We start from the raw sequence: 22,056 nt of genomic DNA on the forward strand, positions 1-22,056 counted from the left end.
GGCAGATGTCTTTTGATCAGTGGGTACTCGACAGCGCAGTGAGTCAGCGGACGGCGTGGCTCGTGGACGTCGTCGACGTCATCACCGACAGCGGCGGAACCCTCGCGTCGTGGCTGATCGCGACGCTGCTCACGATCGTGCTTCTGGTTCGGGGACTACGCACCGAAGCTCTGCTGATCGCCGGATCGATGTTAACCGGTCTGCTCGTAATGAGCGGATTGAAGCGCATCTTCACGCGAACCCGTCCACCCCTGCCGGAGCGGTTGATCGAAATCGATTCGTATTCGTTCCCGTCGGGCCACGCGATGATGAGCGCGATCCTCGCGACTTCGGTTGCCGCCGTGATCCTTCGGCTTGCCTTGCCGAGGCTCGCGAAGACGGCAATGCTCGCGAGCCTCGGCCTGTACACGATCGCCGTCGGATTCTCCCGCGTCTACCTGGCTGCCCATTGGATGACCGATGTACTGGCAGGTTGGGCGTTCGGGATGATGTGGGCAGGGGTGTGGATCTGGGGAACCGCGCAGATCAGAAAGCGCCGGGCGCTGGTTACTTCGTGAGCTCGGCCAGTAGTTGGCTCGTGGCCCACGGCAAGCTCAGTGCCGAGCTTGCGGTCAAGGCCGCACCGACCTGCGGAGCCTGATCGTCGTTGACGTAGACGACGCGATTGTCCTTGACCACGTCGAGTTGCTGGAAGCCAGGGTTGTTTCGGACCGCCTGTGCGGCATCGGGATTGCCGATGACAACGAGACGGTCCACGTCGAGAAGATCCAGTCGTTCGGTGGAGATCGGCGCGTAGAACTCACCGTTCATCAAGGCCTCGACCGCGGGAGCAGGTTTGAATCCGAGACTGCCGAGAACCCGTCCGCGGGCGTCCTCGGAGGAGAAGGCGTAGAACTCCGGGGTCGCGTCGACGCTGATGATCACCGCGGTCTGGTCTGCAAATTCCGGGTGAGCGCTTCTGGCGTCGGCGAACTGCTTGTCGATATCGGCGACCAACTTCTCGCCGTCGGCTTCGCGACCCACTGCCTTCGCTGCGGTCTTCGTCGTGATCTGCCACGGAGTTGCGTAGTCGCCGTAGGCCGGATCCTTCGCGACGGTCGGGGCGATCGCGGAAAGTGTGCTGTACAGGTCTTTGTCGATGCTCGAGTAGAGCGCGAGGATCAGGTCGGGCTCGAGCGCAGCGATCTTTTCGACGCTGATCGTGGTTTCGGGATTGCTGCCGACGACGGTCGGTTCGGTTCCGCCCCAAGGACCGGTGACCCATGGCCACGTGCGGTTGACGTCCGGTTCGCCCGGGTACTGGTTGACCATTCCGACGGGCTTGATGCCCAGAGCCAACAGAGCCTGCTCGTCGTTGTAACCGACGGTGACGATCCGTTGTGGTTCGGAATCGATCGTGGTGCTGCCGAAAGCGTGATCGATCGTGACGGGGAAGGCGCCACCACCGGAACTCGACGAACTACTTGCTGCGTCGTCGTTCGAACTGCAGGAGACGAGTGCTGTGCCGACCAGGGCGACCACAGCAACGGATGTCAGTCTCGTCCAACGTCCTCGGCTTTTCCAACGATTTCGGTGGGAGATCTTCACGGCTACGTGGTTCCTTTCAGCATTGACAAGCTAAGACCGACACTGAAGTGCAGGGTAGGCTTACCATACTGAAAGGGTGAATCGACCTGCTCAGTCGACCAGACCGGCGCCCTGTTGTGCGCCCTTGTCACCGCGCACAGCTGCGCGTCGTTGAATGGAGAACAGAGCGAAGCCGAGGAAACCGACTCCGATACCCGCGTAACAGATCGGGAGTGCATCCGACCAACGATCGCCGCTCACCGCGACCACGATCGTGGCGATCACCCACAACGCGGTGCCGATGATCAGTGCCGGCGCGGGTGCGGACAATTTGCCGATCAGGCCTGTTGTGTTGCGAGTCTCCGTCACAAAATTAACGCTACCCGTACCCCGGTGGCCTACTCTCCCTAGTGCGACCGGCTTCATGTGCGCCGGCACACGGCGACCTACAGCGATGGGGAAAGAACAAACATGGCGGCACCCGGCAAGATCCTCGACACCTATTTCAAGATCAGCGAACGAGGGTCGACGATCTCGACCGAGATTCGCGGCGGTGTCGTCACCTTCGTGGCGATGGCCTACATCGTGGTCCTCAACCCCCTGATCCTCGGCAGTTTCTCGGCTGACGACGCTGCAGCGAAGACCGACGTTCTCGGCAACATCCTTCCGGTCAACCAGGTGGCTGCGGTCACCGCTCTGGTTGCGGGCCTGATGAGCATAGTCTTCGGTGTCGTTGCCAACTATCCGTTTGCCATCGCCGCGGGTCTCGGCATCAACAGCCTGCTCGCCGTCACAATCGCACCTCAGGTCACCTGGCCCGAGGCGATGGGCCTGGTGGTCATCGACGGTGTGATCATCGTTCTGTTGGCACTCACCGGTTTCCGAACTGCGGTGTTCAATGCGATTCCCTCGGCATTGAAGTCCGCGATCGCGGCCGGTATCGGCATGTTCATCGCCTTCATCGGACTGGTCGACGCCGGATTCGTCCGCCGTATCCCCGATGCCGCCGGTACGACGGTTCCCGTCGGACTCGGAATCAACGGCTCCATCGCTTCGTGGCCGACCGTGGTGTTCATCTTCGGTGTGCTGCTCATGGGTGTTCTGGTCGTGCGCAAGGTTCGTGGTGGACTGCTGATCGGCATCGTCGTCACGACGATCCTCGCCGCGATCATCGAGGCAGTTGCCGACGTCGGACCCTCGCTCGGAACCAACCCCAAGGGCTGGAACCTCAGCATCCCCGCGATCCCGGAGATGCTCGGTGGTATGCCTGATCTGAGCCTGGTCGGCGACGTCAGCATCTTCGGCGCATTCACCCGCATCGGTGTTCTGGCCGCCAGCCTGCTTGTCTTCACCCTCGTGCTCGCGAATTTCTTCGACGCCATGGGCACGATGACGGGTCTCGGTAAGGAAGCCGGCCTGACCGACAAGGATGGAAACCTCCCCAACGTCGGTCGCGCGCTTGTCGTCGAAGGCGCGGGCGCGATCGTCGGCGGTGGCGCTTCGGCGTCGTCGAACACCGTGTTCGTGGAATCCGCGTCGGGTATTGCCGAAGGCGCCCGCACGGGCCTGGCAAACGTCGTGACCGGACTGCTCTTCCTCGTCGCGATGTTCCTGACGCCGCTCTACTCCGTCGTGCCGATCGAGGCAGCTGCGCCTGCCCTCGTCGTCGTCGGTGCGCTGATGATCGGGCAGGTCCGAGACATCGATTTCACCAAGTTCTCGGTTGCTCTCCCGGCGTTCCTGACCATGATCGTCATGCCGTTCACCTACTCGATCGCCAACGGCATCGGCGTCGGCTTCATTTCATGGGTGGTCCTGCACGCTGCCAGCGGTGGTATCAAGAAGATCCACCCGTTGCTCTGGATCGTGGCGGCACTTTTTGTGGCCTACTTCACTGTCGGACCCATTACCGACGCCCTTACGTGAAATCAGGGTTGACCGGTATTCGATTACGTGAGCTACCGGCCAGCTCTTGACGTATTGTCTGACGCGTGACCACCGAAACTCGTGCGCTGGCCAGCGATCTTTCCCTGGCTGTAGTGCGTCTCACCAGGCATCTGCGCGGCCGCAGAGTCGACGCTCAGGTATCGCTGACGCAACTGTCCGCCTTGGCGAGCCTGGATCAGTACGGCCCGATGACTCCTGGCGTACTCGCAGCACGTGAGAAAGTGCAGCCGCCGTCGATGACGCGCGTTGTTGCTTCTCTCGCCGAGCTCGGTCTGGTCGAGCGCTCGCCGCATCCCACGGACGGTCGTCAGATCATCGTGAATCTGTCCGACGCCGGGCAGGCGTTGCTCGCGGACGAAACCCATGCGCGTGAGGCGTGGATGAACGAGCAGCTGGCCGGGCTGGGTGGCGAAGAACTCGCGACGCTGCGCGGTGCCGTCGAGATCATCACCGAGATGGTCAACAAGACGGAGTAGCTCCGTGAGTTAGAGGTCGCGTAGCTCCGCTACCTAGAGGTCGTTGCCCAAACGAATTACTCGAGGGGCAAGATAGTGGGGTGCCCCGAGACCCCGATTCCGGCATGTTTGCCGCGCTCCACAACCGCAACTACCGCCTTTGGGCTTCCGGACAGATCGTTTCTCTGGTCGGCACGTGGATGCAACGCATCGCCCAGGACTGGCTGGTACTGACGCTCTCGGACGGCAACGCGCTGGCGGTGGGCATCGTCATGGCCTTGCAGTTCGGCCCGACGCTGTTCTTGTCGGTGTGGGGTGGGGTGCTTGCCGATCGGTACGACAAGCGTCGGATCCTGATCTTCACGCAGTGGGCGAGTGCGGTATGCGCGCTGGTGTTGGGTCTGTTGGACGTCGGTGGGCTCGTCGCGTTGTGGCATGTCTTCCTGATTGCCTTTGCCCTCGGCTGTGTCTCGGCGCTCGACGCACCCGTGCGTCAATCGTTCACCATCGAAATGGTGGGCAAGGAACACCTGTCCAACGCCATCGCGCTCAACTCCATGACGTTCAACACGGCCCGCATCGTCGGTCCGGCCATCTCGGGTGTGCTGATCAACCTGATCGGAACAGGGTGGGTGTTCCTGCTCAACGTCGCAACATTCGGTGGGGTGCTCATCGCGCTCTACCTGATGAACAAGAAGGAGTTGATCCCGTCGGAACCGGCCCCGCGCACCAAGGGGCAGGTGCGCGACGGGTTCCGGTATGTATGGGGCCGCAAGGACCTTCGCGTGATAATGGTGTCGGTCTTCATGGTCTCGACCTTCGGCCTGAACTTCGCGATCAGCCTGGCGGTGATGGCGCGCAACACGTTCGGCCTCGAGGCCGACGGTTACGGATTGCTGTCCACGACGCTCGCCGTGGGCACCCTTGCCGGCGCTGCGTACGCCGCAAGACGGAAGGAAGCGCCGCGGTTGCGGACGTTCCTCGGTGCCGCCGTGGCTTTCGGTGTGTTCGAGGTCGCGGTGGGATTGATGCCCACCTACGCGTTGGTGGCGCTGATGTTGATCCCCACGGGCGCACTGACGTTGACGTTCACGACGTCCGCGATGAACATCCTGCAGATGTCGGTGCCCTCCGAGATGCGCGGGCGGGTGATGGGTATCTACATGCTCAGTTTCCTCGGTGGCACACCGCTGGGAAGCCCGTTGCTGGGTTGGCTCGCCGACTCCGTGGACCCACGTGCGCCCTTGATCGTGGGCGGAGTGATCTCGCTCGTCTCGGGCACTGTGGCCGGGGTGTACCTGCTACGCAGCGAAGGGCTGAAACTTCGTCTTGCGCGACCGGAAGACGGTGGCAGGCTGCCGGTTTTCGTCCTGCGTCCGGTGATCGTATGCGACGCGACCGAACAGGCAGTCGAGGCTAGCCGCGCGCCGTGACCTTCTCACGCTTGGGAAACACCGTGTAGCTCAGGGCGATTGCTCCCCAGATTGCGAGTACCACTGTCAGCTTGCTGATCCATCCGTCGAGGGCTCCAGTGCGGGTGGGGTCGTCGACGAGGAAGATGGCCGCGCCGAGAAGTCCGCACGCGACGGCCCAGGCGATCGCGGCTTTGCCGAACTCGCGCCATTCGCGCAGTGCTCGCGCACTCCCGTACTTGGGTGGTGCGACGGGAGCCGGGCCGCCGGCGAATCGGTAGGCGAACCTGGCGTCGGCCCAGGAGATGAGGCTGTGTCCGAACGCGACGGAGAATCCGATGTAGGCCGCGGCAAGCCCATGGGTGAAGTTTGCCTCGCCACCGCCACGAAGATCGAGGGCTGTGGCGACGAGCAGTACGACATCCACCAGGGGCGCGCAGATGAGCAGTGCGGCGCCCAGCGTTTTGCGGCGCAGTAGATAGCGGGCCGCGAGACCTGCGGCGATGAACACCCAGAACATGATTTCGCACGCGATGATCAAGTGGACGATCATGACATCAGCTCATTTCTAGTACGACTGTGTTAGTGATTGAAAACTAGCACAGCTGTGTTAGTTTTGTGAAGTGGTGAAACGTAGCAGTCCGGATGAGCGGCGTGAAGAGATCGCCGAGGCCGTGTGGCGTGTGATCCGTCGAGACGGTGTGGCGAGCGCCAGCGTCCGGGCGGTCGCGGACGAGGCGAAGATGTCGACGGGGTCGCTACGGCACTTCTTCGCGACGCAGTCCGAACTCTTGCTGTTCGCGATGACGCTCGTGACCGTCCGGGTGGAGGAAAGGATTGCCGGCATCGACTTCGATCCCGACATCCGCCGCGCGATCCGTCAGTTCACCGATCAGTTCGTTCCCCTCGACCGAGATCGGCGTGAAGAAATGCAGGTTTGGGAGGCCTTTGCTGCTGCCGCCCAGACCGATTCGGCGTTGACGGCGGTGCGTGACGAGACAGACCGGACCTTGTTCGAGCACTTTCGTTCGTTCGTGGAAGCGGCGCATCGAGCGGGTTTTCTACGGCCGGGTGCCTCGGTCGACATCGAGGCGATGAGATTGCATGCGCTCGCCGACGGGCTCGCGTCGCACGGCGTCGACAATCCCGAGCGAACCAATCCAGAGGTGATCAGCCAGGTGCTCGACGCGCATTTTGTCACGCTGTTGCGTTAGGTCGGGAGTAGTGGTGGGGGCTCGCGGTGCGTACGGCACGATAGACCCGTGGTTCACGTCATCGACATCTCAGATCCCGCCGACCCCCGGCTGGATGACTTTCGCGATCTCAACTCTTCGGATCGGCGCCCCGACCTCCCGGAGGGCAAGGGACTGGTCATCGCCGAGGGAGTGTTCGTCACTCAGCGACTGCTGACTTCGCGGTTCGAGCCGATCAGTCTCCTCGGCGTCGAACGACGGCTCCTGGAGCTCGCTGACGATCTCGACGGTGTGGACGTGCCGTTCTACCGTACGAGCGCCGAAGTGATGGCCGAGGTCGTCGGATTTCACCTCAACCGCGGCGTCCTCGCTGCAGCAGCACGCCCGGCACCGCTCGCGGTCTCGGACGTGTTGAAGGACGCGAAGACCGTCGTGGTTCTCGAAGGCGTCAACGATCACGAGAATCTCGGCTCGATGTTCCGCAACGCGGCGGGGCTCGGTGTCGATGCAGTTCTGTTCGGGAAGGGTTGTGCCGACCCGCTGTACCGGCGGTCGGTCCGTGTGTCGATGGGGCACGTGCTGCGAGTGCCCTTCGCGCATGTGGCAAAGTGGCCACACGACTTGGATGAGCTGCGTGGCAACGGTTTTCAGCTCATTTCCTTGACTCCGAATCCGGAAGCGGTCACTTTGGCCGAAGCGATGACCGGGGAGAAGGTAGCGCTACTGCTGGGCGCCGAGGGGCCAGGTTTGACCGAACATGCGATGCGGGCCACCGACATTCGTGCCAAGATACCGATGGCGCCCGGCACCGACTCGCTCAACGTCGCGACCGCAGCGGCGATGGCCTTCTACGAACGTGTCAGGACCGGCCGGTGACTCAGGACCGCACGCCCTGGTTCACCGGAATCGCGGTGTCGGTGTTCGCAGCCATGCTCTCGACCAGTGCCGTCGTGGCGTTCTGTGTCGCGCTGGGCAACGTGAACGTGCTCCTGGCGGTTGTCGTCAATGTCATTGCGGTAGGCGGACTTGCGCCGACCGTCTGGCGCTGGCGAGCCGTCCCCGTCTGGCGATGGGTGGTCTACGGCGCGGTAGCCGGCGTACCGCTCGGGTGGATCGCAGCGATAGCCGCGTGAACCTGTGAGGCTGCTCGGCGCTACTTGAAGCCGAAGTACCGAGCGAGGCGGCCGCGCGGCTTGGCCACCGGTGCGTCGTGGATCGGCGGCATGTTTTCGGGCATGGGTACCTCTGTCGGCGCCTGCTCGGGCATCGGCGCGGGGGCTGGGGGTGCAGGTTTGGGTGCCTCGCCGGGTCGGTGAATCTTGAAGCCCCACAGGAGAATCTGCGTTGTGTCGAGTTCGTGTTCTCGCGGCGCGCCGGTGTATCGAAATCCCAGCCACTCGAGGTTGGCGGACTCCGCGAACTGTTGCGGGTGGAACGGAAGTGACTGCGGATCAGGCAGGATCCCGGGCGGGTAACGCAGGGGATGGTTGCCGGCCCAGAATTCCAGTTCCCAGGTCTGTGGGATCCCCAGATTTTCGACGATGTCGATCGGGATGGCACTGAACGAGCGTCGTAGCTCGCCGTCCTCCCACAGTGCAAACGAACCCTGCGCGGTTTCGGGGACGGAGCTGATCAACAGCGTCGAGCCACCCTCTGCCGAAAGGTTCCAGGAATCAGGCAGTTTCGAGGGGACGAAGGTGCTGAGTTCGGAGCTGCAGACGACACTCACTCGACCGTACGCGCCGACGAAGACGTAGCCGGGGCTCACCGTCGCGGCCATCGACAGCGGCTGAGGCCCGAGCGACTCGAACTCCTTGTCCGGGTACAGCGACATGGCGATTTTCAGGGCCTCGGTCTGATCCGGCTGTGGGTACCTGCTCAATTCGGTGCGAGCGTCTGCGCCGCCCAGAAACCAGATCGTCGATACCCGTGCAGCCACCGGCAGCCCTCTCTCCTCAGCCTCGCTCGAAAGAAGAATACTTTCCTTCGGGTCAGCGACCGCTGCTGCGGACCCCGAGGAGTACGTCGTCCCACGAGGGAAGAGCAGGCCGTCCGCGCTTGTCCTTGGTCTGCGTCTGCTGCGGAGCGGTTTTCGGGGTCACATCCGGTGCGGGTTCGGGAACCTCTTCGGTGACGACGGTTTCCGGCTCGACAGCAATCGGTTCGGGCGCCACGATCCGTTCCGCCACCACCGTCCGCTCGGGGACTACTGTGCGCTCGGAAACTGCTGTCCGCTCGGAAACTGCTGCGGGCTCGGGCTCGATCTCCGCCACCGGTTCGACGTCGAATCGGGACAGTTCGAGCTGCTGCGGCTCGTTCGAGACCACCGGTACCAGGCCGCGGAGTGGGCGACCGAAGTCGGGATCGATCAAGTCGAATGCCGCGTCGTCGAGTGCGACGATCGTTCCGCCGTGCGCGTCGGGCTGGTAGCGCCAGTGCGCGGCGTTGGTGGTGCGGCCGGCCTGCCACTGCAACTGCGCGACCCACTGATTGTCCTCGTCGCGCCAGGCATCCCAGGTGGCCTCGTCGATACTGTGGCCGCGGGCGCGGAATGCGTGGGTCACGATTTCGGAGAGGGTGGGAACTGTCGGACCGTTGTCGCGCACCGGGTGTCCGCCCTGCGCCATTTCCGCGGCGCGGGAGCGCTCGAGCAGAACGGGGTACGCAAAGCGCTCGACCTTGCTGATGGGGATCTTCGCTTCTTCGGCGACCTGCTCTACGGAAGCACCGGAACGAATGCGCGCCTGAATTTCGCGGGGACGGAGTTGGCTTTCCATTTCGATCTCAATCTGGCCGAGTCGAGCCACGTCTCCGCGGGAAGCTGCACGAAGTTTGTCATCGGCGGGAAGCCGGAATTTCTGGCCGGTTTCAGCATCTGCGCACACCACATGCGATCCATCGGGTTCAAGTCCGATCACTCGAAGCTCTCGCACATTGACCTCCTTATCGCGCCGGCTCGCGACTTTGCGCCGCGCTCAACTGTAATTCATTCGTGACCATGGACTCGGCAGGACACGCAGGGCGAGATGACCTCGGATCCGCCCACCGGTGTGGTAGCTCACAAGGCCTGGCGCAAACGACGCTCGGCCCCCGACGTCATGCCGGGGGCCGAGCGGTGAAGCAAATGTGAAAATCAGCCGAGCTGAGAAACGACCCAGTCGATGCTCTTGGTGAGAGCGGTGACGTCATCGGGGGCGATGGCCGGGAACATGCCGACGCGCAGCTGGTTGCGGCCGAGCTTGCGGTACGGCTCGGTATCGACGATTCCGTTGGCGCGCAGGATCTTTGCCACCTCGGCAGCGTCGACGTCGTCGTTGAAGTCGATGGTGCCGACAACCTGCGAGCGGTGTGCCGGATCAGCGACGAACGGCGTTGCGAACTCACTGGCCTCGGCCCAGTTGTACAGGCGTGAGGACGAATCCGCGGTGCGAGCGGTAGTCCAGTCGAGGCCGCCGTTGCTGTTCATCCACTCGATCTGGTTGGCGAAGAGCAAGAGGGTGGCCAGGGCCGGGGTGTTGTACGTCTGATCCTTGGAGCTGTTGTCCACGGCGATGGGCAGCGAGAGGAAGTCAGGCGTCCAGCGTCCCGAATCCTTGATCTCCGCGACGCGTTCGAGGGCGGCCGGGCTCATCAGCGCGATCCACAGTCCGCCGTCTGCAGCGAAGCACTTCTGCGGAGCGAAGTAGTAGACGTCGGAATCGGCGACATTGACCGGAAGTCCGCCGGCGCCCGAGGTGGCGTCGATGGCGATCAGTGCGTTCTCCGAACCCGCGGGACGCGAGACGGGGATCGACACACCGGTGGAGGTCTCGTTGTGCGCCCAGCCGATGAGATCGACGGACGGGTCGGAGACCGGCACCGGTGCGCTGCCCGGATCGGCGGAAACGACGATCGGGTCACCGATGAACGGGTTGGCCTTGGCGACCGAAGCGAACTTGGAGCTGAATTCGCCGTTGGTCAGGTGCAGCGACTTCTCGCGGATGAGGCCGAATGCGGCCGCATCCCAGAACGCAGTGGTTCCGCCGTTGCCGAGGACGACCTCGTAGCCCTCGGGCAGTGAGAACAGATCGGCGAGGCCGGAACGAATGCTGGCCACAACGTTCTTGACCGGCTTCTGGCGATGGCTGGTGCCGAACACCGAAGCGCCCACCTCGACCAGGGACTGCAGCTGCTCGGGGCGAACCTTGGAAGGACCGCAGCCGAAGCGTCCGTCGGCGGGCTTGAGGTCGGCGGGGATGATCGGTGTGGAGGTCATCGCTTCTTTCTGTTCCTTCACTTGTGTTCTGTACTACCGTGATTGGCGAATTCGAGCGGGGTACTACGCGTGGCTGATCTGGTCCCAGCCCTCGACCGACTCCGGAGTACGGGGCGCCGGGCCGGTGTAGATGGCGGCCGGGCGTACCAGCTTACCGAGACGCTTCTGCTCGAGGATGTGTGCACACCAGCCGGCGGTGCGGCCACAGGTGAACATGGCGGGCATCATGTGCGCGGGAACCTCGGCGAAGTCGAGGATGACGGCGGCCCAGAACTCGACGTTGGTCTCGATCGCGCGATCGGGACGACGCTCACGCAGTTCTGCCAGTGCAGCCTGCTCGAGAGCTGCGGCAGCCTCGTAGCGGGGAGCGTTGAGGCGCTTGGCCGTGGCGCGGAGCACGCGTGCACGGGGATCTTCGGCGCGGTAGACGCGGTGTCCGAAGCCCATGAGCTTTTCCTTGCGGTCGAGGATTCCCTTGACCAGCGCGCGGGCGTCGCCGGTCTTCTCGGTCTCTTCGATCATCGGAAGAACGCGGGCCGGTGCGCCGCCGTGCAGCGGGCCGGACATCGCGCCGATGGCGCCGGAAAGCGAAGCCGCGACGTCGGCGCCCGTGGAGGCGATGACGCGGGCCGTGAAGGTGGAGGCGTTCATGCCGTGCTCGGCTGCCGAGACCCAGTACGCGTCGATTGCCTCGACGTGTGCCGGATCGGGCTCACCCTTCCAGCGAACCATGAAGCGTTCGGTGACGGTCTTGGCCTCGTCGATGCGGCTCTGCGGGACTGCCGGCTGGTAGATGCCGCGAGCGGACTGCGCGACGTACGACAGCGCCATGACGGATGCGCGGGCGAGCTGGTCGCGGGCGGTCTCGTCATCGATGTCGAGGAGCGGCTGGTAGCCCCAGATGGGAGCCAGCATCGCCAGTCCGGCCTGAACGTCGACACGGACGTCGCCGGTGTGAATGGGGAGGGGGAACGGCTCGGCCGGCGGGAGGCCGGGGCCGAAGCGGCCGTCGACGAGAAGGGCCCATACGTTGCCGAAGGTGACCCTCTGGCCGACCAGGTCTTCGATGTCGACTCCGCGGTAGCGCAGTGCGCCGCCGTCCTTGTCAGGTTCTGCGATATCGCTGGTGAAGGCGACGACGCCTTCGAGTCCGCTCACAAAATCGTCCGGTATTGCTGCGCTCGCTGCCATTCTCGTGGACTCTCCTCGTTCGAGTGCGCCAGGTCTACAGTCGCACTGCCTCAGCTTCAGTGACTGCGCCTCGGTGCTCGCAGGGATGAGCACGCACCGTGTTTTGTACTGCGCAATCGTCTCGTCCCGATTCGGTTGCTGTCGCTGGTGCGGCTCGCGGTCCGGGTCGGGTCTAGCCACGGCAAACTTTAGCGCGTGCCGCGTAGCCGTTGGCCAGTGAGTACCCGGGAGTAGCGTTCTCGGCTGTGTCGAATGAACGTCAGGACCCGCAGGCGGTGGACAACGAACTCGCGGCCATGCGTGTGGGCTATCCGCAAGCAGGCAGCGAATCGGAGTCCGTCGAGGACCGCATGAGTGCGGAATTGGATACTTCGGTTGTCGAAACCGGTTGGCTGCCCCTCATGCGCCAATGGCTCGTGGACGCCGTCGAAGCTGACGCGCCGGAGCCCAACGCCATGACTCTGTCGACGGTGGACGACGTTGGCCGTCCGGCGTCGCGCACCGTGCTCTGCAAAGGGCTCAGCGAGGACGGCGTCCTCTTCTTCACCAACTACGGATCCGACAAGGCTCGTCACCTCGACGCCCACCCGTACGCGTCGGCGAACTTCACGTGGCTGACCCTTGCCAGGCAGGTGATCGTCCGCGGCACCACCGAGCGGGTGAGTGCTCAACTGACGCAGGAGTATTGGCGAACCAGGCCTCGCGGTTCACAGCTCGGCGCGTGGGCGTCGTCGCAGTCTCGTCCGATCGACTCGCGTGCCGATCTCGACGAGCAACTGCGTGAGGTCGCTGCTCGATTCGGCGTGGACGGTGAGATTCCGGTGCCACCGAACTGGGGCGGGATTCTGATTCGGCCCGAGTCTGTCGAGTTCTGGCAAGGACGCGCGAACCGCATGCACAATCGAGTTCGCACGAGCCTGGTCGACGGACAGTGGTCCGCCGTCCGTCTCCAGCCGTGAGCCGGCTACTCGCGGACACGACTCCGCTCGAGAATCGCGACTATCGACGGCTGTGGACGGCCGGCATCGTCACCGTCATCGGCGCTCAGCTCAGCGTGGTCGCCGTACCGCAACAGGTGTACGAGATCACCCGAAGCTCGGCCTACGTCGGTCTGACGGGAATCTTCGGTCTGGTCCCGCTGGTCGTTTTCGGTCTGTGGGGCGGCGCACTGGCCGACGTCATGGATCGACGACGGCTGTTGATGATCACCTCGATCGGACTCGGCGTCACGTCGGTACTGTTCTGGATCCAGGCTGCCCTGAACGTGAACAACGTGTGGTTGGTGCTCGGATTGTTCTCGGTTCAACAGGCGTTCTTCGCGGTGAACCAGCCGACGCGAGCGGCGATCATCCCTCGGTTGATTCCGGGCAGGCAGTTACCGGCCGCGAACTCGCTGAACATGACTGTCGTGCAGTTCGGTGCGATAGCCGGCCCGCTACTGGCGGGTGTCCTCATACCGTCGGCCGGTCTGCAACTGCTGTACCTGCTCGACTCGATCTTTCTTCTCGCCACACTGTGGGCGGTATGGAAGCTCCCGGCGATTCCGCCGACCGGAACGTCTCGGCGAGCCGGATTGAGCGAGGTCCTCGGCGGTTTCACGTATCTCGCGACGCAGAAGGTTCTGCTCGCGTCGTTCGTGGTGGACATCATCGCGATGGTGTTCGGGATGTCGCGAGCACTGTTCCCGGAGATCGCTCACGAATCCTTCGGTGACCCCGCCAGCGGCGGTTTTGCGCTGGGACTGCTGTTCGCGGCGATGTCGGTGGGAGCCGTTCTGGGCGGAGTCTTCTCGGGTTGGTTGCCACGGGTTCAGTACCAGGGGCGAGCCGTTCTGGTCTGCATCGCGCTGTGGGGGCTGTCCATGGTCGGCTTCGGCGTTGCCGTGTACTTCGCGAGTCCCGGTTCCAGTGTGATTCTGCTCTGGGTGGCGGTCGCATTCCTGGCATTCGGCGGAGCCGTCGACATGGTCTCGGCGGCTTTCCGCAGCACGATGCTCCAGCAAGTGGCAACCGACGACATGCGCGGACGACTGCAGGGCGTGTTCATCGTGGTCGTGGCAGGTGGTCCGCGTATCGGTGACGTGCTGCACGGCGGTGCGGCCTTCCTGTTCGGGACCGGTGTCGCGGCAGCGGGCGGCGGCTTCCTGGTGATTGTCGGTGTTGTCCTTTCTGCCCTCGCATTTCCGGCATTCGTTCGCTACAAGGTGGGACGCGCCGTCTGACGTCCTGGTTAACCGGTCGCTCGTGGTGGAAACTGGAACGTATGACTGCGCCGCACAGCACGGGTAGGGGAGGGTTCGAGATCCGTGGTGGAGGCTATCGAGCCGAGATCGCCGCGGCCGGTGCCGGGTTGCGGCTACTCGATCACGAAGGACCGAACGGTCAGCGCGCGCTGACCGAGACCTGGGCACTCGGATCGAAGCCACCGCTGTCGGCCGGATTGGTTCTCGCGCCGTGGCCCAACCGAATTCGCGACGGGCACTTCATGTTCGACGGGATCGAGCATCAACTCGAGATCACCGAACCTGCGCTGGGGAACGCGAGCCACGGGTTCGTCCGGCGTCGCAATTGGAGCCTCGTGGACCACACGTACGAGCGCGTCGAACTGTCGGTCGACGTGGGACTTCACAAGGGTTGGCCCTATCCGTTGCAGCTGACGGTCGCCTACGAGGTCGGTGCCGACGGACTGACCGTCACGCACACGGCCACGAACAAGGGTGCGACCTCGTCGCCGTTCGGGCTCGGAATGCACACCTTCATTCGCGCCGGCGACTTTCCGCTCGACGAATGTGCTCTGCATCTGGCAGCAGGCACACGGTTGCCGATCGATCCGGCGAGGATGCTGCCGAACGCGTATTCGCAGGCAGTCGCCGGTACGGACTACGACTTCCGGACACCGAGACTGCTTGCCGGGGTGCAGTTGGACACTCCGTACAGCGCATTGGACGTCGTCGACGGCAGTGGTCGCACGCAACACGAGCTGCTGGCTCCGGATGGAACGGGCACTGCCCTGTGGACCAACCGCGAGTTCCCGTGGATTCAGGCATTCGTCGCAGATCCCGCCAACGACAAGGGGTATCCCGATCGCGGCCGCGCATTGGCTTTGGAGCCGATGACCTGCCCGCCTGACGCCTTCAACTCGGGCATCGATCTCCTGGTGCTTCATCCGGGTCAGACGTGGACGGGTAGCTGGGGCATCAAGGCGCTGTGATCCGGCTCTCATACCGTGGGATCGTGTAACACCAAGTAGGCATCAGCCGATAACAATCAGTTTTCGGTACCCCGTGTCAGTGGTCCGGAAGGTCCGACGTTGCTCCCATTTGCGAATTGCAGCCGAGATTTGCAGATCAGTGTGGGTAAATGCGCGATTCCGTAGACTGGAGTACCGGTCACGCGAGTGGGAAAGCCCAGACTGGAACATGTTTCAGTTTCGGTGGGTATGTCGGGTTCGTGAGTACCCGAAAAATAGCCGTGGAGCGACCCTCCTTCGGCACGATCTCTCCCGTGCGACTAGTTTCTAGTTGATCGCATGTAGTTACTCGTTGGTTCGAGCTTGAGAGGGATCCTTCGTGCCCGCTGACAATGACACAAAGCCCACGCTTACTTACCCCGGTGGTGAGTACACGATGTCCATTGCCAGGGCAACAGAGGGCAATGACGGCATCGAGCTGGGAAAGCTGCTGGCCACAACGGGGTACACCACCCTTGACCCCGGTTTTGTGAACACTGCATCCACCAGTTCTGCAATCACCTACATCGACGGTGAGAAGGGAATCCTGCGTTACCGCGGATATCCCATCGAGCAGTTGGCAGGTAAGTCGACGTTCATCGAGGTCAGCTACCTGCTGATCTACGGCGAACTGCCGACCGACGCCCAGCTCGAGTCCTTCACGGACCGCATCCGTCGACACACCCTGCTTCACGAGGACCTCAAGCGGTTCTTCGACGGATTCCCGCGCAACGCTCACCCGATGCCGGTTCTCTCGTCCGCAGTGAACGCATTGTCGGCGTACTACCAGGATTCGCTCGATCCCGAGGATCCGGAGCAGGTGGAACTGTCCACCATCCGTCTTCTCGCGAAGCTGCCGACCATCGCTGCGTACGCGTACAAGAAGTCCGTCGGACAGCCGTTCCTGTACCCGGACAACTCGTTGAACCTGGTCGAGAACTTCATGCGTATGACGTTCGGCTTCCCCGCCGAGCCGTACCAGGGTGATCCCGAGGTCGCCAAGGCACTCGACATGCTGCTGATCCTGCACGCCGACCACGAGCAGAACTGCTCCACGTCGACCGTGCGTATGGTCGGCTCGTCGGACGCCAACCTGTTCACCTCCGTCTCTGCCGGCATCAACGCACTGTGGGGCCCGCTGCACGGCGGCGCCAACCAGGCAGTGCTCGAGATGCTCGACGAGATCAAGGCCAGCGGCAGCACCGCAGCCGAGTTCGTCCGCAAGGTCAAGAACAAGGAAGACGGCGTGAAGCTCATGGGCTTCGGGCACCGCGTCTACCGCAACTACGATCCGCGCGCTGCGCTGGTCCGCGAAACCGCGCACACCATCCTCGCCAAGCTCGGCGGCGACGACGAACTGCTCAACATCGCAATGCAACTCGAAGAGGCCGCCCTCACGGACGACTACTTCATCGAGCGCAAGCTCTACCCGAACGTCGACTTCTACACCGGCCTCATCTACCGCGCGATGGGCTTCCCGCCGCGCATGTTCACGGTGCTGTTCGCCATGGGCCGTCTGCCCGGCTGGATTGCGCACTGGCGTGAAATGCACGAGGATCCGGCTACGAAGATCGGCCGCCCGCGCCAGATCTACACCGGCTACACCGAGCGTGACTACAGAGACATCACGTCCCGCTGACGCGTGACCTAGCGATATCACCACCCGCTAGTCTTCTGTACCCAACATTTCGCCTCAACGAGGAGGACCCATGAGTAGCAAGCCCGTAATCGAGTTCCAGGAAGGCCCCGCGCCGACCGATCTGGTCATCAAGGATCTGGTTGTCGGAGAAGGCGCCGAAGCCGTTCCCGGTGGCACCGTCGACGTTCACTACGTCGGTGTCGAGTTCGAGTCCGGCGAAGAGTTCGACTCTTCCTGGAGCCGTGGCGAGTCCATTCAGTTCCCGCTTCGTGGCCTGATCAAGGGCTGGCAGGACGGCATCCCGGGCATGAAGGTCGGCGGACGCCGTCAGCTCACCATTCCGCCGGAGCTGGCATACGGCCCCGCCGGTGCAGGGCACCAGCTTTCCGGCAAGACCTTGGTCTTCGTGATCGATCTGCTGGACGCCAAGTAATCCACTGTGCGCCTTTATTAACCCCCCGCGGTTAATAAAGGCGCACAGCACAAGCAGCCCCGCACCGTCAGGTGTGGGGCTTTCTTGTGTGGTCAGCTCGCGGTCTTTCGTCGGTAGAGCCAGTTCGACCACACGAATCCCACGGCGGCGATGCCCAGGCACCACGCGAGGGCGATGGCCGCGCTGTTCCCGATCGGCGTGCCCATCAGGAGTCCGCGCACAGTCTCGATGATCGGAGTCACGGGTTGGTGCCGGGCAAACCCCTGCAGCCAGGACGGCATGGTCTCAGCCGGTACGAAAGCAGTGCTGACGTAGGGCAGGAACATGATGGCGAAGGTGAATCCGCTTGCAGCCTCCGGGTTCTTGGCCAAGAGTCCCAAAGCTGTCGAGAGGTACGACATGGCAAAGACGAAGGCGACGATCACAGCGGCGACGCCGAGCCAGCGCAACGGATCGCTGGTCGGGCGAAATCCCATGATCAGCGCAACCACGACCACGATCGCCGTAGTCAGGACGTTGCGGACGACGCTGGCCAGTACATGACCGGTCAGGACCGACGGCGGAGATATCGCCAAGGTCCGGAAACGGTCGATGATCCCGTCCTTCATGTCGCTCGAGACGCTGACCGCGGTGGTCGAGGCGCCGAAACCGGCGCACAGAAGGATGATTCCGGGCACTACGTAGTCGATGTACTCGCTACCGGTGTTGATGGCGCCGCCGAAGACGTAGACGAACAGCAGCATGAGCATGACCGGAAGGGCTATCGCGGTGATCATCGAATCCGGACTGCGCAGAACGTGTTTGAGATTCCGGCGGAGCATCACCGCGGAATCGATTGCAACGGTGGAGGTCATCGAACGCTCGCAATCTCGGGTTGGCCTGATCCGGTGAGCGCGAAGAACACGTCGTCCAGATCCGGAGTGTGAACGGAGAACTTCTCGATGGTGATCGACGGATCGTCGATCGAGTCGAGGATCGCTTTGATCGACGGAACTGCCCCGTCGGAAGGGATGTGCAGGGTCAAGGTCTCGGCATTCGAATGCGCCTGCGGCAGTGATGCCGCGGCGAGTTCGAGTTGGGCCAGGTTCTCGAATTGCAGTGCGACGTGGCCGCCGGGAACAAGGCGTTTGAGTTCGTCCGGTGTTCCCTCGGCGACGATGCGGCCGCCGCTCAGCACGCCGACCGTATCGGCCAATTCGTCTGCCTCGTCGAGGTATTGGGTGGTGAGGAAGATGGTGACGCCTGACGCTGTGAGTCCTCGAACGATCGACCACATGTCGTGGCGGCTTCGCGGGTCCAGGCCGGTGGTGGGTTCGTCGAGAAAGACGACGTCCGGTCGGGCGACGAGGCTCATTGCGATGTCGAGTCGTCTGAGCATGCCGCCCGAGTAGTTGCCGGCGCGTTTGTCGCCGAAGTCCGTCAAAACGAACTGGTCGAGCAATTCCTCGGCACGGCGACGGGAGTTCTTCCGGCCCAGGTGATTCAGTTCGCCCAGTAGGGTGAGGTTCTCGAATCCGGTCAGCAAGGTGTCGACGGCTGCGTACTGCCCGGTCACGCTGATGCGTCGCCGAACATTCTGTGGATCTCCGGGCAGTGAATGCCCCGCGACCGTGACCTCACCTCCGTCGAAGGGGATGAGGGTGGTGAGAATTCTTACGGCCGTGGTCTTTCCGGCGCCGTTCGCGCCGAGGAGGGCGTACACCGATCCGGCCGGGACCGACAGGTCGAGTCCAGCCAGTACCTGTTGATCGCCGTAGCGCTTACGGAGTCCGCGGACCGAGATTGCGGGGATCGTTCCTGACATCGAGACCTCCAAGTAAGAACTGTGTATGTCATAAACTCATGTTTATAGCGTACACAGTTCTAGGATGATGGCAAGAGTGAAGAGTGGGAGCTTATGGATCGCGGAGCGCTACCGAGAGCAGTTGAACTGGCCTGGGGACTGGACCAGCCGGGAACGCGGGGTCCGAAGAAGGGGCTCAGTCTCGAGCAAATTCTCGACACCGCGATCGAATTGGCCGACGCAGAAGGCGTCACCGCTCTGTCGATGGGCCGCGTGGCCAAAGCGCTCGGGTTCACGACCATGTCGCTCTACCGCTACGTGGCAAGCAAAGACGAACTGATCGAACTGATTTCGGATCGGGTGATCGGGCCGCCGCCGGTAATTCCCGACGGCGTGACCTGGCGCGTCAAGCTCGAGGCGTGGGCGAATCAGGAGTACGCCACGATGCTGAGTCGACCGTGGTGGCTCAAGCTGCCCATCACGGCTCCACCGACCGGGCCCAACAACATGGCGTGGCTCGACGCGGGTCTGAGCGCCCTCGACGGGGTCGCCCTGAGCGCCGCGTCGAAGTTCCAGGTGGTGACCAACGTGTCGTTGTTCGTCATCGGCCGCGCTCGATTCTCGGCTGACCTGGCGTCTCGTTCAGCGCAGTCGGCAGACGACGACGTCGCATACGGCGCTCTCATTGCTCGTGTCATCAATCGGGAGAGATTCCCCTACCTGAGTGCCGCAATCGAGGAAGGCGGCTTCGAGGACGGCAGCCCGGAGGGTGAGGCCGCCGGCGACGATGCCTTCGATTTCAGTTTCTCGCTTGGCTTACTTCTCGACGGAATCGAGAAGCTGGTGCAGCGGTCAGGACACCAGCGCGGTGGCGCTGACGTCGTCGATGATCAGATCGGTGATCAGCCCGCCCCGTAGTGCTCCCTCCAGGGCCGGCAGTTTTGCTGTTCCGGCGACGATGCACACGCGCCTGGCGACCTTCTCGAAAAGGTCCAGTCGCGGGCCGCTCGCGCGCTCGTTGAGTTCGATTCCGCGGTAGCTCCCGTCCGACCGGAAGAAGACGGTTGCGATGTCGCCGACCACTCCGTCGCGTCGAAGTGCTTCTGCTTCATCGGGTTCGAGGTATCCGGCGGTGTAGACGTGACTCGGTACGTTGCCGCCCGGTACGCCGATGCTGAAGACTGCCAGGTCCATTCGCTTCTGCATGTCCAAGACGCGTTTGATGCTTCGTTCGCGCCACAGTTGCTCCCGAGTTTCCGGGTAGTCGAAGAAGGCAGGCACCGGAAATCCTTGTGGCAGAGCACCGTAGGCGTCGGCGATGGTTCTGATGATGTCGCTGGCGTAAGAGATCCCGGTGGTGCGAGTATTCGCGGCGCCGTTGAGTTGCACGACGTACGAGTTGTACGTGCGTTTGGGGGCAAGGTGCTTGCTGACTTCACTGAGTGTGGTTCCCCAGGCGATCCCCATCACCATGTCGCTGTCGAAGAACGACGCCAGCAGGCGTCCGGCAAAGGTTGCGACCTTTTCGAGTCGCTCGAGATCTCCCACCAGTTCCGGCACGGTCACCACGTGGGCGCGCACTCCGTACCGTTCCGAGAACTCGCGTTCGATGCGAGGAGCCTGGCCGTGCGGGGTGCTGATCTTGATCTCGACGAGACCCGAGGTGCGCGCGTAGGTGATCAATCGGGAGACGGTGGATCGGGACACCCCCATGTCGCGGCCGATGGCAGCCATGGTCTGGTCCTGGAAGTAGTAGAGGCGTGCGGCCTGAACTGCGTCGGCGATGCGCGGGTCCGCCGGATCGGAGGTAGCGGAGTCCGAAGTGGGAGTTTCCATGGGTTCGTCCTGTCTGCACGTACGTGCAAGAGCATTGAACCGAATCTTATCCGAGTAGGCCCAGGCCGAGGCGCTCGATCACGCAAAGTCCCAGAAGTGTGTCTGTTACCCGCGTTACGGTGCGCAAATGGGGCATTTGCACATATGTGCATGAGCTATGCGTGAATGTGCAAACGGCCTTACGCTACGGGTGCAGCAATCCAAACTATGACATGCATCACAACGAAGTGAGGGTGGGGATGGAGAAAGCCAAGCGATTAGGGCTTCCAGGCGAGTTGGCAGCCGAGTTCGCCGGAACGATGATCTTGATCTTGTTCGGCGTCGGAGTTGTGGCGCAGGTTGTGTCCGGCGGGAGCGGTGGGGGTCTCGGCGGACACGACAGTATCGCGTGGGCCTGGGGACTCGGCGTCATGTTCGGCATCTATGTCGCAGGCCGGGTGACGGGTGCTCATCTGAACCCCGCAGTGACCTTCGCCTTTGCGATCTTCCGGGGATTCTCCTGGCGCAAGGTCCTGCCCTACACGCTGGCGCAGACCGCTGGAGCCTTTGTCGCGGCCCTGATCGTCCGGTGGAATTACAACGACATGCTCAATGCCATCGATCCCGGACACACAACGGCGACTCAGACGATCTTCTCGACGATGCCCGGAAACGGAACGCTCCCGGTCAGTCTGGGATCAGCGCTGGTAGATCAGATCATCGGCACGGCGATCCTGTTGTTCCTCATCGTTGCGGTGACCGATACTCGGGGAACTCCGCCGCTCGCGAATCTTGCGCCCTTCGTCGTCGGTTTGATCGTGGTGGCAATCGGATTCGCATGGGCGACCAACGCGGGTTACGCCATCAATCCGGCCCGTGACTTCGGTCCGCGGCTGGCGTCGTATCTCACCGGTTACGGCAGCGCCTGGCGAGATCAGTACGGGAGCCTGTATTTCTGGGTGCCCATCGTGGGGCCGCTGATCGGCGCTCCGATCGGGGTGTTCCTCTACGACAAGCTGATTGGTCGATTCCTGCCTGACGAGTCGGTGGAGAAGGCAGCCGAGGAGCCGGCCACGATACCGGCCTGATGGCGAATCATCATCTCTGACAGTAAATCTTTCGCACTTTCTTCGACACCA

General features: G+C 63.0%; 24 protein-coding genes. 14 read left to right on the plus strand and 10 right to left on the minus strand.

Features of this window, described 5'->3' with window-relative positions; all coding sequences use genetic code 11:
* Window positions 1–5: 5 nt before the first annotated feature.
* Entirely contained in the window at window positions 6–557 is a 552-nt protein-coding gene (locus AC1Q61_RS04090; RefSeq protein ID WP_042921691.1) for a phosphatase PAP2 family protein, read from the plus strand.
* On the opposite strand, the gene AC1Q61_RS04095 is transcribed toward AC1Q61_RS04090, so the two are convergent.
* Together AC1Q61_RS04095 and AC1Q61_RS04100 are read right to left on the minus strand one after the other, a co-directional pair.
* Window positions 547–1,587 carry an iron-siderophore ABC transporter substrate-binding protein gene (locus AC1Q61_RS04095; RefSeq protein ID WP_051649549.1) on the minus strand — a complete coding sequence of 347 codons (1,041 nt, stop codon included), beginning with the start codon at window positions 1,585–1,587 and terminating at the stop codon, window positions 547–549. The two genes, AC1Q61_RS04090 and AC1Q61_RS04095, sit on opposite strands and share 11 nt — an antisense overlap.
* Window positions 1,588–1,677: 90 nt before the next feature.
* Window positions 1,678–1,935 carry a DUF2530 domain-containing protein gene (locus tag AC1Q61_RS04100; RefSeq protein ID WP_007733492.1) on the minus strand — a complete coding sequence of 86 codons (258 nt, stop codon included), beginning with the start codon at window positions 1,933–1,935 and terminating at the stop codon, window positions 1,678–1,680.
* A gap of 102 nt (window positions 1,936–2,037) precedes the next feature.
* On the opposite strand from AC1Q61_RS04100, the gene AC1Q61_RS04105 reads away from it, so the two are divergent.
* From AC1Q61_RS04105 to AC1Q61_RS04115, 3 genes are all read left to right on the plus strand, one after another.
* Entirely contained in the window at window positions 2,038–3,492 is a 1,455-nt protein-coding gene (locus AC1Q61_RS04105; protein ID WP_003940242.1) for an NCS2 family permease, read from the plus strand.
* Between the two features lie 65 nt (window positions 3,493–3,557).
* Window positions 3,558–3,989, plus strand: coding sequence for a MarR family winged helix-turn-helix transcriptional regulator (locus tag AC1Q61_RS04110; protein ID WP_003939901.1), 432 nt, complete (start codon window positions 3,558–3,560; stop codon window positions 3,987–3,989).
* Window positions 3,990–4,093: 104 nt separating this feature from the next.
* Window positions 4,094–5,401, plus strand: a complete 1,308-nt coding sequence (locus AC1Q61_RS04115; protein WP_007733487.1) for an MFS transporter — start codon at window positions 4,094–4,096, stop codon at window positions 5,399–5,401.
* On the opposite strand, the gene AC1Q61_RS04120 is transcribed toward AC1Q61_RS04115, so the two are convergent.
* The gene (locus AC1Q61_RS04120) at window positions 5,385–5,933 is read right to left on the minus strand and encodes a hypothetical protein (RefSeq protein WP_003940103.1); all 549 of its coding nucleotides are present in this window, start codon (window positions 5,931–5,933) and stop codon (window positions 5,385–5,387) included. The two genes, AC1Q61_RS04115 and AC1Q61_RS04120, sit on opposite strands and share 17 nt — an antisense overlap.
* Before the next feature lie 70 nt (window positions 5,934–6,003).
* Between AC1Q61_RS04120 and AC1Q61_RS04125 the strand changes: the two genes are divergently transcribed.
* From AC1Q61_RS04125 to AC1Q61_RS04135, 3 genes are read left to right on the plus strand one after another with little or no spacing between them, the layout of a single operon-like run.
* Window positions 6,004–6,594 (plus strand): TetR/AcrR family transcriptional regulator, encoded by a 591-nt coding sequence (locus tag AC1Q61_RS04125; protein ID WP_042921688.1) that lies wholly within the window; start codon window positions 6,004–6,006, stop codon window positions 6,592–6,594.
* A gap of 48 nt (window positions 6,595–6,642) precedes the next feature.
* A complete protein-coding gene (locus AC1Q61_RS04130) occupies window positions 6,643–7,449 on the plus strand; it encodes a TrmH family RNA methyltransferase (RefSeq protein ID WP_003939731.1) in 807 nt (268 codons plus the stop codon).
* Window positions 7,446–7,706: a DUF2537 domain-containing protein gene (locus AC1Q61_RS04135; RefSeq protein ID WP_042921687.1), complete on the plus strand. Its 261-nt coding sequence runs from the start codon at window positions 7,446–7,448 to the stop codon at window positions 7,704–7,706. The genes AC1Q61_RS04130 and AC1Q61_RS04135 overlap by 4 nt, the downstream gene beginning before the upstream one ends.
* 20 nt (window positions 7,707–7,726) lie before the next feature.
* On the opposite strand, the gene AC1Q61_RS04140 is transcribed toward AC1Q61_RS04135, so the two are convergent.
* From AC1Q61_RS04140 to AC1Q61_RS04155, 4 genes are all read right to left on the minus strand, one after another.
* Window positions 7,727–8,512, minus strand: coding sequence for a DUF6928 family protein (locus tag AC1Q61_RS04140; RefSeq protein WP_042921685.1), 786 nt, complete (start codon window positions 8,510–8,512; stop codon window positions 7,727–7,729).
* 52 nt (window positions 8,513–8,564) lie between these two features.
* A complete protein-coding gene (gene sepH, locus AC1Q61_RS04145; RefSeq protein ID WP_030535368.1) occupies window positions 8,565–9,506 on the minus strand; it encodes a septation protein SepH in 942 nt (313 codons plus the stop codon).
* A 200-nt stretch (window positions 9,507–9,706) separates the two neighbouring features.
* Entirely contained in the window at window positions 9,707–10,828 is a 1,122-nt protein-coding gene (gene serC / locus AC1Q61_RS04150; protein WP_099698083.1) for a phosphoserine transaminase, read from the minus strand.
* A 63-nt stretch (window positions 10,829–10,891) separates the two neighbouring features.
* Window positions 10,892–12,019, minus strand: coding sequence for a citrate synthase 2 (locus tag AC1Q61_RS04155; RefSeq protein ID WP_003940025.1), 1,128 nt, complete (start codon window positions 12,017–12,019; stop codon window positions 10,892–10,894).
* A gap of 245 nt (window positions 12,020–12,264) precedes the next feature.
* Between AC1Q61_RS04155 and pdxH the strand changes: the two genes are divergently transcribed.
* The 5 genes from pdxH (at window position 12,265) to AC1Q61_RS04180 (ending at window position 17,319) form a co-directional block, all read left to right on the plus strand.
* Window positions 12,265–12,978: a pyridoxamine 5'-phosphate oxidase gene (gene pdxH / locus AC1Q61_RS04160; RefSeq protein ID WP_042921683.1), complete on the plus strand. Its 714-nt coding sequence runs from the start codon at window positions 12,265–12,267 to the stop codon at window positions 12,976–12,978.
* Window positions 12,975–14,240 carry an MFS transporter gene (locus AC1Q61_RS04165; RefSeq protein ID WP_021332219.1) on the plus strand — a complete coding sequence of 422 codons (1,266 nt, stop codon included), beginning with the start codon at window positions 12,975–12,977 and terminating at the stop codon, window positions 14,238–14,240. Before pdxH ends, AC1Q61_RS04165 begins: the two co-directional genes overlap by 4 nt.
* A gap of 41 nt (window positions 14,241–14,281) precedes the next feature.
* Window positions 14,282–15,229: an aldose 1-epimerase family protein gene (locus tag AC1Q61_RS04170; RefSeq protein ID WP_042921680.1), complete on the plus strand. Its 948-nt coding sequence runs from the start codon at window positions 14,282–14,284 to the stop codon at window positions 15,227–15,229.
* Between the two features lie 358 nt (window positions 15,230–15,587).
* Complete coding sequence (locus AC1Q61_RS04175; protein ID WP_003940509.1) at window positions 15,588–16,886, plus strand: citrate synthase; 1,299 nt, start codon at window positions 15,588–15,590, stop codon at window positions 16,884–16,886.
* 70 nt (window positions 16,887–16,956) lie between these two features.
* Window positions 16,957–17,319: an FKBP-type peptidyl-prolyl cis-trans isomerase gene (locus AC1Q61_RS04180; RefSeq protein ID WP_003940440.1), complete on the plus strand. Its 363-nt coding sequence runs from the start codon at window positions 16,957–16,959 to the stop codon at window positions 17,317–17,319.
* A gap of 92 nt (window positions 17,320–17,411) precedes the next feature.
* Here the strand turns inward: AC1Q61_RS04180 and AC1Q61_RS04185 are convergent, their stop codons facing one another.
* Window positions 17,412–18,173 (minus strand): ABC transporter permease, encoded by a 762-nt coding sequence (locus AC1Q61_RS04185; RefSeq protein ID WP_209920475.1) that lies wholly within the window; start codon window positions 18,171–18,173, stop codon window positions 17,412–17,414.
* Window positions 18,170–19,123 carry an ATP-binding cassette domain-containing protein gene (locus AC1Q61_RS04190; RefSeq protein ID WP_042921679.1) on the minus strand — a complete coding sequence of 318 codons (954 nt, stop codon included), beginning with the start codon at window positions 19,121–19,123 and terminating at the stop codon, window positions 18,170–18,172. The genes AC1Q61_RS04185 and AC1Q61_RS04190 overlap by 4 nt, the downstream gene beginning before the upstream one ends.
* A gap of 93 nt (window positions 19,124–19,216) precedes the next feature.
* Here AC1Q61_RS04190 and AC1Q61_RS04195 point away from each other — a divergent pair, with 93 nt between their 5' ends.
* Window positions 19,217–20,020: a TetR/AcrR family transcriptional regulator gene (locus AC1Q61_RS04195; protein ID WP_042921678.1), complete on the plus strand. Its 804-nt coding sequence runs from the start codon at window positions 19,217–19,219 to the stop codon at window positions 20,018–20,020.
* Here AC1Q61_RS04195 and AC1Q61_RS04200 read toward each other — a convergent pair.
* Window positions 19,955–20,938, minus strand: coding sequence for a sugar-binding transcriptional regulator (locus tag AC1Q61_RS04200; protein ID WP_007733475.1), 984 nt, complete (start codon window positions 20,936–20,938; stop codon window positions 19,955–19,957). The genes AC1Q61_RS04195 and AC1Q61_RS04200 overlap by 66 nt on opposite strands.
* 239 nt (window positions 20,939–21,177) lie before the next feature.
* Here AC1Q61_RS04200 and AC1Q61_RS04205 point away from each other — a divergent pair, with 239 nt between their 5' ends.
* Window positions 21,178–22,005 (plus strand): MIP/aquaporin family protein, encoded by an 828-nt coding sequence (locus AC1Q61_RS04205; protein ID WP_209920751.1) that lies wholly within the window; start codon window positions 21,178–21,180, stop codon window positions 22,003–22,005.
* Window positions 22,006–22,056: the final 51 nt, after the last annotated feature.

This window comes from Rhodococcus sp. MPR-R1B (assembly GCF_058793255.1).